The organism is Turicibacter sanguinis, assembly GCF_013046825.1.
In the GTDB taxonomy this organism is placed as follows: Bacteria; Bacillota_I; Bacilli_A; order MOL361; family Turicibacteraceae; genus Turicibacter; species Turicibacter sanguinis.
Map to the genome: position 1 here is coordinate 2,257,473 of NZ_CP053187.1, position 15,838 is coordinate 2,273,310.

14 protein-coding genes are annotated in these 15,838 nt (G+C 33.4%); 8 read left to right on the plus strand and 6 right to left on the minus strand.

Going from position 1 to position 15,838, the window contains the following annotated elements; all coding sequences use genetic code 11:
• Positions 1-77 precede the first annotated feature (77 nt).
• Both HLK68_RS10945 and HLK68_RS10950 read left to right on the plus strand, forming a co-directional pair.
• On the plus strand, positions 78-1,256 hold the full coding sequence (locus HLK68_RS10945; protein ID WP_006783541.1) for a cation diffusion facilitator family transporter: 1,179 nt from the start codon (positions 78-80) through the stop codon (positions 1,254-1,256).
• Positions 1,257-1,268: 12 nt separating this feature from the next.
• Positions 1,269-1,751 (plus strand): GNAT family N-acetyltransferase, encoded by a 483-nt coding sequence (locus HLK68_RS10950; protein WP_070099651.1) that lies wholly within the window; start codon positions 1,269-1,271, stop codon positions 1,749-1,751.
• A 13-nt stretch (positions 1,752-1,764) separates the two neighbouring features.
• Here HLK68_RS10950 and bcp read toward each other — a convergent pair whose 3' ends face one another.
• A complete protein-coding gene (bcp, locus tag HLK68_RS10955; protein ID WP_132942777.1) occupies positions 1,765-2,235 on the minus strand; it encodes a thioredoxin-dependent thiol peroxidase in 471 nt (156 codons plus the stop codon).
• A gap of 171 nt (positions 2,236-2,406) precedes the next feature.
• On the opposite strand from bcp, the gene yaaA reads away from it, so the two are divergent.
• Entirely contained in the window at positions 2,407-3,174 is a 768-nt protein-coding gene (gene yaaA, locus HLK68_RS10960; protein ID WP_006785654.1) for a peroxide stress protein YaaA, read from the plus strand.
• Between the two features lie 91 nt (positions 3,175-3,265).
• Here yaaA and HLK68_RS10965 read toward each other — a convergent pair whose 3' ends face one another.
• Positions 3,266-3,490, minus strand: coding sequence for a hypothetical protein (locus HLK68_RS10965; protein ID WP_040764148.1), 225 nt, complete (start codon positions 3,488-3,490; stop codon positions 3,266-3,268).
• Between the two features lie 127 nt (positions 3,491-3,617).
• Here HLK68_RS10965 and HLK68_RS10970 point away from each other — a divergent pair, with 127 nt between their 5' ends.
• Together HLK68_RS10970 and HLK68_RS10975 are read left to right on the plus strand one after the other, a co-directional pair.
• Positions 3,618-4,412 (plus strand): EFR1 family ferrodoxin, encoded by a 795-nt coding sequence (locus tag HLK68_RS10970; RefSeq protein WP_006785653.1) that lies wholly within the window; start codon positions 3,618-3,620, stop codon positions 4,410-4,412.
• Positions 4,413-4,725: 313 nt separating this feature from the next.
• Positions 4,726-6,408, plus strand: a complete 1,683-nt coding sequence (locus tag HLK68_RS10975) for a PTS transporter subunit EIIC (RefSeq protein WP_055164065.1) — start codon at positions 4,726-4,728, stop codon at positions 6,406-6,408.
• A gap of 125 nt (positions 6,409-6,533) precedes the next feature.
• Here HLK68_RS10975 and HLK68_RS10980 read toward each other — a convergent pair whose 3' ends face one another.
• Both HLK68_RS10980 and HLK68_RS10985 read right to left on the minus strand, forming a co-directional pair.
• Positions 6,534-6,983 (minus strand): hypothetical protein, encoded by a 450-nt coding sequence (locus HLK68_RS10980; protein WP_006785651.1) that lies wholly within the window; start codon positions 6,981-6,983, stop codon positions 6,534-6,536.
• Positions 6,984-7,642: 659 nt separating this feature from the next.
• Complete coding sequence (locus HLK68_RS10985) at positions 7,643-8,788, minus strand: alkaline phosphatase family protein (protein WP_229040095.1); 1,146 nt, start codon at positions 8,786-8,788, stop codon at positions 7,643-7,645.
• Between the two features lie 922 nt (positions 8,789-9,710).
• Here HLK68_RS10985 and HLK68_RS10990 point away from each other — a divergent pair.
• On the plus strand, positions 9,711-10,136 hold the full coding sequence (locus HLK68_RS10990; RefSeq protein WP_006785647.1) for a Fur family transcriptional regulator: 426 nt from the start codon (positions 9,711-9,713) through the stop codon (positions 10,134-10,136).
• Positions 10,137-10,152: 16 nt separating this feature from the next.
• A complete protein-coding gene (locus HLK68_RS10995) occupies positions 10,153-12,309 on the plus strand; it encodes a YhgE/Pip domain-containing protein (RefSeq protein ID WP_006785646.1) in 2,157 nt (718 codons plus the stop codon).
• Positions 12,310-12,339: 30 nt separating this feature from the next.
• On the opposite strand, the gene HLK68_RS11000 is transcribed toward HLK68_RS10995, so the two are convergent.
• Positions 12,340-12,714 carry a ribosomal maturation YjgA family protein gene (locus HLK68_RS11000; RefSeq protein WP_009607357.1) on the minus strand — a complete coding sequence of 125 codons (375 nt, stop codon included), beginning with the start codon at positions 12,712-12,714 and terminating at the stop codon, positions 12,340-12,342.
• Between the two features lie 258 nt (positions 12,715-12,972).
• Between HLK68_RS11000 and htpG the strand changes: the two genes are divergently transcribed.
• The gene (gene htpG, locus HLK68_RS11005) at positions 12,973-14,838 is read left to right on the plus strand and encodes a molecular chaperone HtpG (RefSeq protein WP_006785643.1); all 1,866 of its coding nucleotides are present in this window, start codon (positions 12,973-12,975) and stop codon (positions 14,836-14,838) included.
• A gap of 793 nt (positions 14,839-15,631) precedes the next feature.
• Here the strand turns inward: htpG and HLK68_RS11010 are convergent.
• On the minus strand, positions 15,632-15,823 hold the full coding sequence (locus HLK68_RS11010) for a hypothetical protein (protein ID WP_040764146.1): 192 nt from the start codon (positions 15,821-15,823) through the stop codon (positions 15,632-15,634).
• Positions 15,824-15,838: the final 15 nt, after the last annotated feature.

The following is a 15,838-nucleotide window of genomic DNA, read 5'->3' on the forward strand; positions in this document are numbered from 1 at the left end:
ATGCTTCTCAAAAGCGAATGAATAGGATAACATATTAGAGTGATAATATGTTTAATAAAAGAATGGAGATTGTGTTTATGTTTATCAATTGGTTAACTAAACTCTTTATTAAAAATTATGATCAACTCGAACGAGAAGAAGTACGAACGCAATATGTTTACATCGCAGGGATTATTGGAATTTTAGCGAACATCTTACTTTTTATAGTTAAATTCTCTGTTGGTGTCTTAACGGGAAGTATTGCGGTGATGGCAGATGCTTTTAATAATTTCTCAGATACCGCTTCATCCGTGATCACGATGATTGGGGTTAAACTGGCAAATCTTCCAGCTGATAAAGAACATCCACATGGACACGGTCGTTTAGAATATTTATCAGCTTTGCTTGTAGCTTTTATGGTGATGTTAGTTGGAGTCCAATTCATTAAATCATCAGTTGAACGAATTTTAAATCCCAGTGTTATTCAATTTGAAATCGTGTCATTTATTTTATTAGCGATTTCGGTAGTAGTTAAACTTTGGTTGAGTCGTTTTAATAAAGTAATGGGAGAGAAGGTAAACTCGTCAGCGTTAAAGGCAGCCTCTGTCGATGCACTTGGAGACGTTTTCACTTCAAGTACCGTTTTAATTTCTTTTTTAGCCGCTCGTTTTACAAGCTTTCCAGTTGATGGATATGCTGGGGTTTTAGTAGCAGGTTTCATTTTATACGCCGGTTACACGTTAGTGAAAGAAACGATTAGTCCTCTACTTGGAGAAGCTCCAGATGAGGAACTAGTCAATGATATTTATGAACGAATTTTATCATATGATTTAATTACAGGCGCTCATGATTTAGTCATTCATAACTACGGAGTCGGACGTATTATGGCTTCGATTCATGCTGAAATTCCAGCTGACCAGGATATTATGACCATCCATGATGTTATTGACCAAGCTGAACGTGAAATTTCAGAAGCCCTCAAGCTTCATCTCGTGGTTCATATGGATCCAGTTTGTATTGAAACCGATGAAATTAAAGAAATGAAAAGGGAACTAGATAAAATTATCGCAACACATCCGGCTATTTTATCGATGCATGATTTTCGAATTATTGGTCATGAACCGAATAAAAATCTTGTGTTTGACTTAGTCGTGGACGGTAGTAAGTTAACAAAAGAATTGACGGAAGATCAAATTAAAGATGCAGTGATTACTCAAATTAGACAGAGTCATCCAACTTATCGATGTGTGATTGTGATTGATAAGGCTTACCTCTAAGAGGTAAAGAAAATGTTAGAGATAGAAATTAGAAGCTATATCGCTGAAGATTGTGTTTTTTTGACTGAATTATTCTATCAAACCGTTCATCAAATTAATCAAAAAGATTACTCCTTAAGGCAATTAGAAGTATGGGCTCCAAAAGAAGTTGAGACTCAAAAATGGAATAAACGCTTTTTGTCCTCCTATACAGTCGTTGCATTGATCAAGGAAAAAATCGTAGGGTTTGGAAATATTGATTGTGATGGATATTTAGATTGTTTATATGTTCATGCCAATTACCAACGTCAAGGAGTTGCAACTTTAATCTATGAGGCATTAGAACAGAAGGTAAAACGTCAAAATCATCGGATTGAGACGCATGCCTCAATAACTGCTATTCCATTTTTCCAAGCGAAAGGATTTAATGTTCTTCGTCCACAAGTGGTGATTCGTCAAGGGATTGAACTTGAAAATTTTATCATGGAAAAGGTCATAAAAAAATCAGAAACATAAGTTTCTGATTTTTTTATAGTGTACAGTTTTCAAGAACATCCTCAATGTGTCCAGCCACTTTTACTTTTCGATAAATCTTAGTGATAAAGCCTTCTTCATCAATTAAGAAAGTTGAACGTTCAATCCCAATGGCTTTTTTTCCATACATATTTTTTTCTTTTAAGACATCATATAGGTGACAAACTGTTTCATCCGTGTCTGATAATAAGATGAAGGGAAGGTCATGTTTAGTCACAAATTTTTCATGACTAGCCACGGTATCGCGACTAATACCTAATATGACGATGTCTTGCGCATGAAAAGATTCAATGGCATCACGAAAGGCTTTTGCTTGGTTCGTACAAGCAGGTGTATTGTCACGAGGATAAAAATATAATACCACTTTTTGACCACGATAATCACTTAAAGTATGTTGGTTTCCATCTGATCCTGCAAGCGTAAAATTAGGTGCTTGCATCCCTTCTGTTAAAATAATCGGTTCCATTTCTCCACTTCCTTTTATGCAATAAGATGTCATGTCTTGAAAATAATTATGCGATAAATACCTACGATTGTAAAGAAATATGATAAGATGATTAAGACAAATTGAACATGACTTGTGTTATGATTGTTGTCTAAAAATGTTTAATTTATTCAGTTAAAGGAAGGATTTTAGATGTTACTGATTTTATCACCTGCCAAAACATTTAAGGAAGAAGGCGTGAAGCGCTTCGAGTTATCTAAACAGTTACCATTTGAATTAAAAACAAAAGAATTAATTGAACATCTGCAAGGGTATACGAGAAGTGAGCTTTGTGCGTTGATGAAGATGTCAGAGGCATTAGGTGCAGTTAATGAAATGAGATTCAAACAGTTTTATGAAGTTCAAGGCGAAGCGCTATTAGGATTACATGCTTTTGATGGTGAGGCTTATAAAGGATTAGATTCGTTGACGTTATCAAAGGAAGGAATTTTGTTTGCACAAGATCATTTAAGAATTTTATCAGGATTATATGGGATTATACGTCCTAACGATTACATTAATCCCTATCGTTTAGAGATGGGAACGAAGCTAGCAAATTCAGAGGGCAAAGATTTATATGCTTTTTGGAAACCTGCGTTAACAGAATATATGTTAGAAGCTTTAAATCAAGTAGAAGGAGAGCAGGTACTTATTAACTTAGCCTCTAAAGAATATAGTAAAGCACTCGATTTAAAGCAAATCGAAACGCAATATTCAGTGGTTAATATTGAATTTAAGGAACAAAAGGGAGAGACCTATAAAGTAGTCGGGATGTATGCAAAAAGAGCTAGAGGTGAAATGGTACGTTATATTTTAGAAAATCAATTAAAGAAAGCAGAGGAATTAAAAGGTTTTAATCAAGGAGGATATCAGTTTAATCCAACATTATCCACTGATCAAACATGGATTTTTACACGTTAGTTTTCATTGTCATCCAATAAAGTGGAACTTAAAGTCAATGCTACTACTCTTTTAAAGTGACGTTTAGTTAGGTTGCAATCTTTCACCTTTCTTAATCTTTTAGAGATTTTTTGAGTTCAAGTAAATAGGAAACCTCAGCTTCGTATATGTTGCATTGTTCTTTTATCATTCGTTCTCTAAATGATGCTTGTTTTTTTGGGAGTGACGAGTGTTTGAGATAATTGAGATGAGTAAGGATTTTTTTTGTTTGACCTATTTTAGCTTCTAAATCATGATATTCATCTAGTAATGATTTAGGTTGTTTTTTTAGTATCATCATAAAAATCACCTCTAGTTAGAAGTTTGAACAAATTTTATGAAATTTATGTAATCATTGTCATCCGACATCATGATGTTGATTTTTTATGGAATCGGTGAGAAGTTAAAGAAAGGAGGTAACGAAAATGATTTTTTATTTTAGTGGAACAGGAAATTCACAGGCCGTAGCTCAGGTCATAGCAACTAGACAACAAGAGGAATTAGTGCCTATGATTCAAGTCGATTTAACAGTACCCTATTTGATAAAAGAAAATGAAAACATTGTTTTTGTTTTCCCTATCTATGCGTGGCGGCCACCACAACAGGTCATCGATTTTATTAAACAAATTGAATTTGAAAATTATTACAATCACCCCATTACCATGATTGCAACATGTGGTGAGAATATTGGAGAAACATTAGCCGTTTTTAAAAAAATGATTCATCAAAGGAAGTGGACTTTGTCTAATGCCTACTCACTTGTCATGCCGAATAATGATTTAAGATATGGAAACATTGATGCGCGCGATGAGGTGCAAAGAAAGTTAAAAAAGGTAGAGCTTGAGTTAGAAAAGATTAATCAAAATCTGACCAGACGGGCGACTGGCATTTATCAAGTTGAAAAAGGGCCATTCTCATATATAACGACGTACGTAGTAGGGAATTTGTTTAACCGTTTTGCAAGAAGTACCCATCGTTTTTTTGCAACTGACGATTGTATTTCATGTAAAATATGTGAAAAAGTTTGCCCAATTCGATGTATAACGGTTTCAAAGAAACCTATCTGGAAAAACAGTGAGTGTACACAATGCCTTGCTTGTGTAAATTACTGTCCGAAGTCTGCCATACAATATGGGAAAAGAATGAGTAGAAAAGCGAGATATACTCACCCGTTAGTCGCTTGGCACCAATTGAATCAAAATCGAAAGCCTAAAGACTAGTTCTTTAGACTTTTTTTTGATTTTAAAAAATAATTTTCTGTTTTAAAGAGAAAAGAGGAATAAAATTCAAAAAAGAAGGAATACTAGTAAAGTTAAATCAAACATGTTTTTTAGGCTGTAAAACGACAAACATGTTAAAAAAAAATCTAAAATATGTGAAAAAAACACCTGTAACCGGTTACCGATTGAAGAAAAAGGGTATAATTTTAGTGAGAAATACGATATACTCTGAATGTGAAGATTGTGAAAAATTTTATTTAGGGATAATAAGTCAAATAATCATCTCTAAAATAAATACAAGGAGGAATTAGGTATGTTCAAGTACTTACAGCGTACAGGTAAAGCATTAATGCTTCCAATTGCAGCCTTACCGATTGCAGGAATTTTACTTGGAATTGGTGGAGCATTCTTAGGAATTGCAGGAATGAAAGATGCACCTGCAATTTATCAATCAATTGCAAATGTAATTAATAACTCTGCTTTCATTACAGCATTGTTAACGATTATGAAAAATATTGGAGATATTGTCTTTGGTAACTTACCAATTTTATTTGCGGTTGGTGTCGCAGCAGGTCTTGCTAAAAAAGATAAAGCAACAGCAGCATTAGCGGCAGTTTTTGGATTCTTAGTTATGAACCAAGTAATCTCAACATTATTGAGTTTAGGAATGACACAATTAGGTGTTTTAACTCCAGATAATGTTGGTGAATATGGAACTTATGTGACAACTAATGTTGGAATCTTCACGTTAAATATGTCTGTTTTCGGTGGGATTATTACAGGGATGGTAACATCAGCATTACATAATAAATTCTTTAATATTGAATTTAATCCTGTATTCTCATTCTTTGCTGGATCTCGTTTCGTTCCAATCATTACATCATTAGTTATGGCTATTGTTGGGGTTATCTTAGCATTTGCTTGGCCAGTGGTTCAAGGTGGAATCGCAGCGTTAGCTGAATTAGTTAATAGCTCAGGAAACTTCGGAACATTCTTATTTGGATTAATTGAACGTGCGTGTGTACCATTTGGATTACACCATGTATTCTATACACCATTCTGGTATGGTTCATTCGTTGAAGCTAATTTATTAATTGACGGTGTTCATACGACAGTTCAAGGTGCTAATACTGCTTACTTCGTTCAATTAGGTTCAATGGGTGACTTAGTTGGATTAGGAAAAGAAGGAATGCACGAGATTGTAAATGGAACAACTCGTTTCATGGCAGGGAAATTCCCATTCATGATGTTTGGTTTACCGGGTGCAGCTTTAGCTATGTATAAATGTGCAAAACCAGAAAAAAGTAAAGTGGTTGGTGGTTTATTAGGAGCCGCAGCTTTAACATCTTTATTAACTGGTATTACTGAACCTCTTGAATTCACATTCTTATTCGTTGCTCCAGTATTATTCGTTGTACATGCTGTTTTTGCTGGGTTATCATTCATGTTAATGGGAATGTTAAATGTATTCATCGGGATGACGTTCTCTGGAGGATTAATTGACTTTACATTATTTGGATTATTACCTGCAGGTGCGGGAGTATCAACAAATTGGTATTGGGTATTAATCATCGGTGCGATTTACTTCGTATTATACTATTTAGTATTCAGCTTCTTAATCAAAAAGTTTGATTTAAAAACACCTGGTCGTGAAGATGATAATGAAGAAGTAAAATTATACTCTAAAAAAGATTTCCAAGAAAAAACAGGTCAAGTAGAAGCTCAGTCATCTTCAGCTGCAGCAGGAGAAGATATTTGGAAGCAAAAAGCTCCATTAGTATTAGCTGCTTTAGGTGGAGAAGGAAATATCGAAAACTTAGATGCTTGTATTACACGTTTACGTGTTGAAGTAAAAGATACAGCTAAAGTAGACAAAGAACAATTAAAAGCATTAGGAGCCGCTGGAGTTATGGAAGTTAAGGGTGGAGTTCAAGCTATTTTTGGTGGAAACTCAAATACACTTAAAAACCATATCTTAGATATTATTGGTGACTAATTAAAAAAGCATGGCGAATAGGCCATGCTTTTTTTGAACGAAAAACTCTATAAGGTTAAAAGGAACCACTACATTCTATTAACCAGTATAGAGTTTGACACTATAATCCCATTTTATATTTTATATTACATTAAAGGAAAATTTTGAGACGTAACTGTTCCTTGCCCTGCAGACATTGTTCCGGTTGTTTGGGTTGGATAGGGAACAAATGATTGTTGTACCACTTGAGTAGGTGCAATGGTTTGTTGGACGACTTGCGTTTGGTTTTGTTGTAAGAATGGTTGTTGCATGATAGGAGTTGCAACAGGTTGAGGTGTAGCAAGGTATTCATCATAATAATAAGCTTCGGTTGTTTGACTCGGTGCAGTTACATAGTTATGTTGCGTATGATGATGATGAATATTTCGAATCACAACTGGTTTGATATGATCAACACGATGATAGTGATGTTGTTGATAAGGGCAAACTGTAGTTGGTTCTACCACCTGGCAACATGTTTCGTATGGCCCCATTGGTGGCATAGCAGGTGTCATTGGCGTAGGATTACATCCTGAGCATCTAGTATTTGTATTCATGATTTAGAACATCCTTTCATTTTGTAATTCAGTTACAGTATAGTATATTATCTTGGCTTATTTTTGAATGGTTTTGAGCCTATCACAAAATAAAAATTGAAAGGATTCTTTTACTTTTTATTGTTTTAGAAAGCAACATTGATCATCCCAATAATTAGTGAGGATGAACTGTCAAACGGATAAAATATAATCGGATTGATTTTACTCAGAAATAGAGTAGCCATGATATCTGATTTCATGTTTCTAATCATAACTACAATAACGCTTTGAAAAATCACAATCGCATCAAGATGCAAGATTCTTCCTTGATAGTCAGGAGAAGCCTCAGATTTATTATAAGATAAATACGGGATGGAAATTTGAAGTCAAATTGAGCTTATTATGAAAAAGAAGACTTTGGTGTTGGATTTGCTATTTAGAAGTGAAGCATATCTGTGAATTTTCAGTTTCTGTCATGAATGCTTGACGGATTCCTGTTAGTTTAATACGTTTTCCATTAAAATCAGAAATTTAAATCATTCATTCGAATAAGTATTATAGGTGATGATATCTTCATTTTATACCGATTACTCCTTTTATAAAGGCACTGTCGTTACTTCTAAAAATTCAACAATATAGGTTAAATAAAGACATAAAAAAAAGAGCCATTGGCTCTTTTTTTATGATTCAATGATGATTAAAGGAACCATCATTTCTTCTTTTGTTAATCCGGCATGAGTAGCTCCAAAGTCGAATCGTTTGGTAGTCATAGCTAAATAGCCAAGTACTTTTTTACCGGTTGCACATGCAAGGTAATCTCCGAGGAAATCAGTTGTTTTTCGGTGTGATAGTCCTTGTCCAAATAGTTGTTGATTCAGGACTTCTTGTTTGCTTAATAGGATGAATTCTTCTCCAAATAATCGGTTAAAACGCTCTTCAAATGCTTGCTTCATTTCAGGCTTAATGAAAAATGAAACGGCACGTTTTTCAATTGAAGGTGGCATGATAAAGCACTCATCTAATTCTTCGTATTCATTTAAATAAATGGTCGGTTCAACATCAATTAATCCATGATCAGCTGATGCAATAAATAAGGTATTAGATGTTGTTTCTACGATTTGTTTAAATAAATCATTAATTTCTTTTATTTTTTCTTTTGTTTCGTTTGAGTAGCATCCTGTTGAGTGCATTGTTTTATCTGGATCTGGCCAGTAAACAAAGATAAATTTATCATGAGGTGCATCGCAAAGTTTTTTTAACTCTGTAAAGACTTCTTTTGCTGATTCAACGCCTATTTTTGTGTTTTTACCTTGATACGCAATATAAGCGGGTTCTATCATGTAAGTTTTAATGCGTTGGTTCGTCGTTTGTTCAATTTTATCAAGAATATGTTCATACGGCATACAAGTGTGACCAGCATGTGGAGCGTCAATTTTTTCACCACTATAGCTATCCGTATTAATGAAGGTATCAATAAAACGTCCGTATTCTTTAAAGTATAAAGACCAGCCAAGCCATCCGTGTTCATTTGGTGATTTTCCACTGTAGTAAGCCGTCATTGCAGCTGTTGTCGTAGAAGGAAACACAGAGGTTAATTCTTTTATGATGTTTTGGTTTATAAAATCATCTGCTTTTAAATTTTGATTTAACATATCAATTCCCATTCCATCAAAAACCATTAAGACAACGTTTTGATGAGGTTTGTTTAAGGAGTTAGATAAGTCTTCAATCGTTGAGTAGTTAGATTCAATACCATAATGAGTTAAAATCGTAGAAATGGTATTCATAATACTATTGTTATAGTCTGGGTAGACAATATTTTTCATTTTTTTCACCTCTTTATTATCTTTTTTATTATAAATCATTTCCTAATGCTTAATCTACCTCAAAGCTTTTTATTTTGAAATTACTATCTTCTAATGTGAGAATTGAATCCGAAAATCTAGTTGCCAAAGTCATATCATGAGAAACAATGAATTGGCATAATCCCTGTTGTTTTAGTGGGTGAATCAAGTGGATATCAAATCTAGTTATTTTTTGATTTATAAATTCAATGGGAACAAAGTTATTATCATAACCAATCACAACCACGTCCTCTGAAGTTTGATTTTGGCAAACTGTGAGTATGATGACACATAGGATAAGAAATCGTATATAGTTTAGATTTTAAATTCATTGTTCTTCCTATTAGTTGCGGAAGCGCACGGTTTCATTTAGGCTCTTTTGGCGCGCATAACATATAAAAGAACAATAAAAAAACTCCCGTCTCTAGCTCATTTACTAGAGGACGGGAGTTTTTAGTATCTCACGAGGCCAACCTCATCAAGTACGACAAATAAAATTTGCTATAGCACGATAACGGGGGCAAGGGATTCAAAATAGTCTACCTAAAATCGAACTGATTTTTTCGGTGTTTAGCTCAGAGAGGTGTTCCATATTGTTTTAATATTTACACTCACCCTACGGAAACTCTCTATGATTAAAATGAAACCTTTACTATTTCTCTTCATTGTCATTTTTTATCTTAAAACATCCTATAATGCCCAAATGATAAATTGTCAACCAAATAGAAATGATTTTAAAAAAAATCAGAATGAAAAAGTATTAAAAGAACAAGGAAAGGCATCCTAAAAATAAGCCAAAACTCTAGTATTTTTGGAACTGGATTTACAAATTTCGTTGACATTCGACATCTGGAATAGTAGAATTTGAAACTGAGTCCCAATTTCTATTTTGGAGAGGTGTATAATGAATTTTACAAAAGGATATAAAACAAGGCAAAGAAGTCAAATATTAGGGTATCTCGCTAATAATTCTGATCGACATATAACGGCAGAGGATATCATGAACCACTTTAGTAAGAAGGGCGATAAAATTGGAAAATCAACGATTTATCGATATTTGAATGTATTAATAGAAAAAGGTGTTATACGAAAGTATGTCGAGGGAAAAAGTAAGATGGCCTGTTATCGCTATGTTAAGCAAGTTTGCTCTAAACAAAATATATATCATTTAAAATGTGGTGTGTGTGGTACTATTTTTGATACGGAGTGTGAAGCATTAGATGTTGCCGTTGTTTCTTTAGCTAGGAAGAAACATTTTACTTTAAATTTAAAAGAGACATTATTTTACGGTGTCTGTGAACACTGTTTGAAGGAAAAGAAAGACGAGTAGAAAGAAGAGAAAAGTTATGTTAAAAAATATTTTTAAAATTTATATTGAGGATTTAAAGCGTATCTTCACAAATTATGCTGCTTTCGTTGTCATTTTAGCACTGTGTATTTTACCATCACTTTATGCTTGGTTTAATATTAAAGCCTCTTGGGATCCATATTCTCAAGAAGCCACAAGCCAAATTAAAATTGGAGTGGTAAATAATGATGAGGGAACGATACTAAATGGAGAAGCAGTTAATATCGGAGACCAAGTTATTGAAGAATTGAAAAAAAATGATCTCATGGGATGGCAATTTGTAAGTGAAGAAGAAGCTGAAAAGGCACTGGATGAGGGAACATACTATGCAACGTTAACCATTCCAGGTAGTTTTTCAAATGATCTTACCTCTTTAGTTACAAATGATGTTCATAAAGGTCAGATTATCTACCGAGTAAATGAAAAAATTAATGCAATTGCACCTAAGTTAACAAGTAAAGGGGCAACAGGTGTTCAAGAAAGTGTAAATGAAACGGTCATCAAAACAGTAAGTAGTGTCTTATTAGAAACAGGGAAAAGTCTTGGTCTTGAAATTCAAGATACGCTACTTCCCAAATTAGCTTCTGTAGCAAACAGTTTAAATGAATTAACAACAAAATTTGGTTTGATTAATGAAACTGTCGCAAAAGCCAATGATGGGGGATTGAAATTGAAAGATTTAATATCTCAAATTCAAAGCGACTTACCAAAAATTCAAGAAACGTTAACCTCTGCACAGACGTTAACAAGTAGTATTGAAACGTTTATTTCAACCTCACAAGGAAGTATTAATGATTTATTTCCAACAGTGAAAGCTGATGTTCAACTCGTGACTGATATCACAGCAGAAATGATGAAGTATGTCGATGGACTTAAACAAGCAATTGAATCAGGTTCTGCAGAAGCACCAACGATGATTCAAAATTTAATTACAAAAGTGAATAGTGGAGAAAACCTAGTCGAATCTTTAGTTAAATTACTAGAATCTTTTAATAAAATTTCATTTGGAAAGCCATTGACAGGAATTATTGAACAATTAAATGGAATAAAAACAGAGCTTGTAAATATCTCTAATTTTTTACAGACATTATTTGATGAGGTTGTGAATAGTGGAGAACCTGATTTAACGCTTTTAAGTAAAGTTCAAACGGTTTTACAAGATGTTCAAACCATTTCAAGTGATTTAGTTAATCATTTTGATGATAAAGTTGCAGCTCCTTTGAATTCAATTTTAGATGAAGCTTATAAAACCTCTCAAAATGTTTTAACCGTTTTAAAAGATGCAGAAGCTAAATTACCTCAAGTTAGTGAATTATTAAATGTTGCTTATGAAGGAGCAGATACAGGAATTGAAGCGATTCAATATGTGAATGAAAAATTACCTCAAGCAGAAAATATTATTGCTGAGTTAGCAGGTAAGGTAACGGATATTAATAACAGTCAAGAGCTAAAAGATGTATTAGAACTGCTTCAATCGGCCGTACAAGAACGTGAAGATTTCCTATCAAACCCAGTGGAACTTGTAGAGGAAACAGTGTTTCCAATGCATAATTACGGAACAGCTATGACGCCGTTTTATAGTGTTTTAGCCATTTGGGTAGGAATGACGTTACTCGTTTCAATGTTATCTGTCAAGGCAAAAGGAGATTATCATCCAATTGAGGAATATTTCGGTAAATTCTTATTGTTTGTTAGCATTTCTCTTGTTCAAGCGTTGATTATAGCATTAGGAGACTTATATATCTTAAAAATTTATTGTATGAATTCTGGTTTATTTATTGTAAATTTACTCTTTACAGCCGTGACTTTCACCTTTATTGTTTACTCACTCGTTTCAGTCTTAGGTAATGTTGGGAAAGTTGCATCCATTATTTTATTAGTTCTACAAGTGGCGGGTTCTGGTGGAACCTTCCCAATTCAATTAACGCCGAAGTTCTTCCAAATGATTAATCCATTTTTACCATTTACGTATTCGATTTCAATGGCACGGGAAGCCATTGGAGGGGTTGTCCAAACCGTATTAACGAAAGATATCGTGATTTTATTGATTTTTATTAGTGCGGCCATTTTAGTGGCTATCTTCTTGAAAAAACCACTGAATAAATTATTGAGTGGTTTTGCAGAGAAATATGAAGAAAGTGGTCTTGGGGAATGAAAAATAGCAGGGGCTTTATCCCTGCTATTTTTAGTAATATAGATGATAATCTAAACAAAATCCAATTAAAATACCAATGGCATAGCTTACTAAATCTTGAATCAAAAAACCATAGCCTAAAACTAAACCACCAAGTGTGGATGCTCTTATTTGATTAATCCAATCGGCTTGGTACAATTGACTGAATTCAATCAAATAAGAAAAGATGAAGGCGAGAAGGAGACTTTTGATCAGTGTTCCATTAGGGTGTAAAAATTGAAAACCAAAATAGACCATCATTGCCCATAATGTATCTCCAATATATGGCGCAATTGAATCGGGAAAAACGAAAATGAATTTTCTAGAAGCTAGTCCGAGTCCAATGGTTAACACCACCATAAAAAAATAAATCCTTCTTTTTTTCATTAATAAAGCCTCCTTTTATAGCGATAATCCTATCACAATAAGCGTGGGGAAACAATGGCAATGAGGGAGTTTTTTTGCTAAGAAATAACCCTCACAAACATCATAAAATGATAGATTCAATATCAAAAAAGCAAAAAGTTGATATTGAATCTTTGAAGATAGTTGACAGGCATTTTTAGATATGATATATAAGAATTATATAAATTAGCACTCGTTTATTAAGAGTGCTAATAAAGTAAAAACAGAGGAGCGATTGAATTGAAACAGTTTAAAGCCGAATCAAAACGATTATTAGATTTAATGATTAATTCTATTTATACCCATCGAGAAATTTTCTTACGTGAGTTGATTTCAAATGCAAGTGATGCCATTGACAAGCTATATTATAAAGCCTTGACAGATTCGAATTTAAGCTTTAATCAAGAGGACTATTATATTAAAGTAACGGCTGATGAGACAAACCGTACAATTACGATTTCCGATACGGGAATCGGGATGACAGAAGCACAATTAGATGATCACTTAGGGGTCATTGCAAAAAGTGGATCATTACAATTTAAAAAAGAGACTGAATTAGAAGATGGACATGATATTATCGGACAATTCGGAGTTGGATTCTATTCTGCCTTCTTAGTCGCTGATAAAGTAACTGTGATTTCAAAATCAATTGATTCTGATCAAGCTTACAAATGGGAATCTTGTGGAGCAGATGGATATACCATTGAACCATGTGAAAAAGCGACAGTCGGAACAGATATTATCTTACATTTAAAAGAAAATAATGAAGATGAAAATTACGATGAATACTTACAACAATATAAATTAAAATCAATTATCAAAAAATATTCAGATTTTATTCGTTATCCAATTAAAATGGATATTGTGTCTTCACAGTTAAAAGAAGGTAGTGAAGATGAGTATGAACAAGTAACCGAAGAGCAAACAGTTAACAGTATGGTTCCAATTTGGAAGAAAAATAAACGTGAATTAAGTGATGAAGATTATGAGAATTTCTACACAGAAAAACATTTTGGATATGACAAACCATTAGCACATGTTCATTTAAGTGTAGATGGAAATGTAAGTTATAATGCAATCTTATATATTCCTGAAAAAATGCCATATGATTTCTATACAGCAGAATATGAAAAAGGATTAGAGTTGTATTCTAGCGGTGTACTAATTATGAATAAATGTGCTGACCTTTTACCAGACTACTTTAGTTTTGTAAAAGGAATCGTCGATTCAGAGGATTTATCACTCAACATTTCACGTGAAATCTTGCAACATGACCGTCAATTGAAATTAATTGCGAAAAATATTAAAACAAAAATCAAAAACGAATTAGAAAAAATGATTAAAAATGACCGAGAAAAATATGAAACATTCTATGAGTCATTCGGTCGTCAATTAAAATTCGGTGTATACAGTGATTTTGGAGCAAATAAAGATGTCTTACAAGATTTATTAATGTTTAAATCATCACATGAAGATAAATTAGTCACATTAGAAGAATATGTATCTCGCATGCCAGAAGATCAAAAACATATTTATTATGCCGTTGGAGAGTCAATTGAGCGTATTAAAAAATTACCTCAAACAGAAGCCGTGCTTGATAAAGGATATGAAATCTTATTCTTTACAGAGGACATTGATGAATTTGCTATCAAGATGCTAATGACTTATAGCGAAAAAGATTTCAAATCAGTGTCGAGTGCCGACTTAGACTTAGATACGGATCAAGCAGACGAAGAAGCAACAAAAGAATTTGCGTCAATCTTTGAAAACATGGCGACAAGTTTAAAAGGAAAAGTAAAATCAGTTCGTGCTTCTCGTCGTTTAAAAACTCATCCGGTTTGCTTAGCAAATGAAGGAGAGTTATCAATTGAAATGGAAAAAGTATTAAATGCCATGCCAAATGCTCAGCAAGTCAAAGCGGATAAAGTTTTAGAAGTTAACGTAAATCATGAAGTGTTTAAATCATTGCAAACGGCTTATGAACAAGATCGCAAAAAGTTTGATTTATATACAGATGTTTTATATAACCAAGCTTTATTAATTGAAGGATTATCGATTGAAGATCCAGTGGCATTTACAAATAATGTTTGTCAATTAATGAAATAATAGACTATATTTCTAAAATATTTTATGTCTTAGATGTATCGAGCACCTTGAAGGATTTAACCTTCAAGGTGTTTTTTTAGGAAGCGAGACAGATTATGGAGATGAGTGTTATACAAGGAAGATTCTAATTTTAAATGAAATGACAAAAAAGTATGGGGAATTAGATTGAATATCTGTCTCATACTTAATTTATAGTTTGATAAATTGAGATTACATTACATGAGAATTTGACCTATAATTTGAATTTGAGCGTAACATGGCACAATATCAGTTACAGAAATGAGCCCCATTGGAAGTGTAATTCCAGAAAAAGAAAATAAATTGTTTTCAGATAAGTGGTCATTCATTGTCATCGAAGGAGGCGTAATTGAAATTCCTGTTGGACTCAGGACATGAAACTCTCCAGGTAATAAGTCGGTACCAGGGACATTAATCGCAGTTAAATTTCCCAAGTGTCATAGATTGATGAGATAGGCGATTATATCTGAATTTATAAGAGTTGTCATCTTCATACCAGACGGTTCATCATGAAATGTCACAGACTGAACTTCTTTTGTTATACACACTAATGATTGGCAATTGTGATAGACTGGGTGTCCTGTTTCCCGTTTCTAGGATTTAATAAAATCTCATTTTGAGAATTTGGTTCTGTGTAGGTATATCCTATTTTGACAGTATTGGATACGATATCATTTAAGGAAGCGACATGACTGACGTTGACAGCGATTGTTAAAATGAGTTCATTGAGCGGATGAACGGTGGCGATAGCTTTAATGTCATAATAATGATCAAATTAAGCGGTTTCGTAGGAAATCACTGTTTCTTCCGGTGGATAAATATGATTCTCTCGTAGAATAATATGAATGCTTTCCCAGATAGGGGTTAAGTCAGAATCAAATATTTCACGAAAGACGATATCATGTAAATCAGTATCTCCATTATTTAAAGAAAGTATTGAATACTTAATGATTTCATTTGGGGCCACAGAAGCAACACCTTT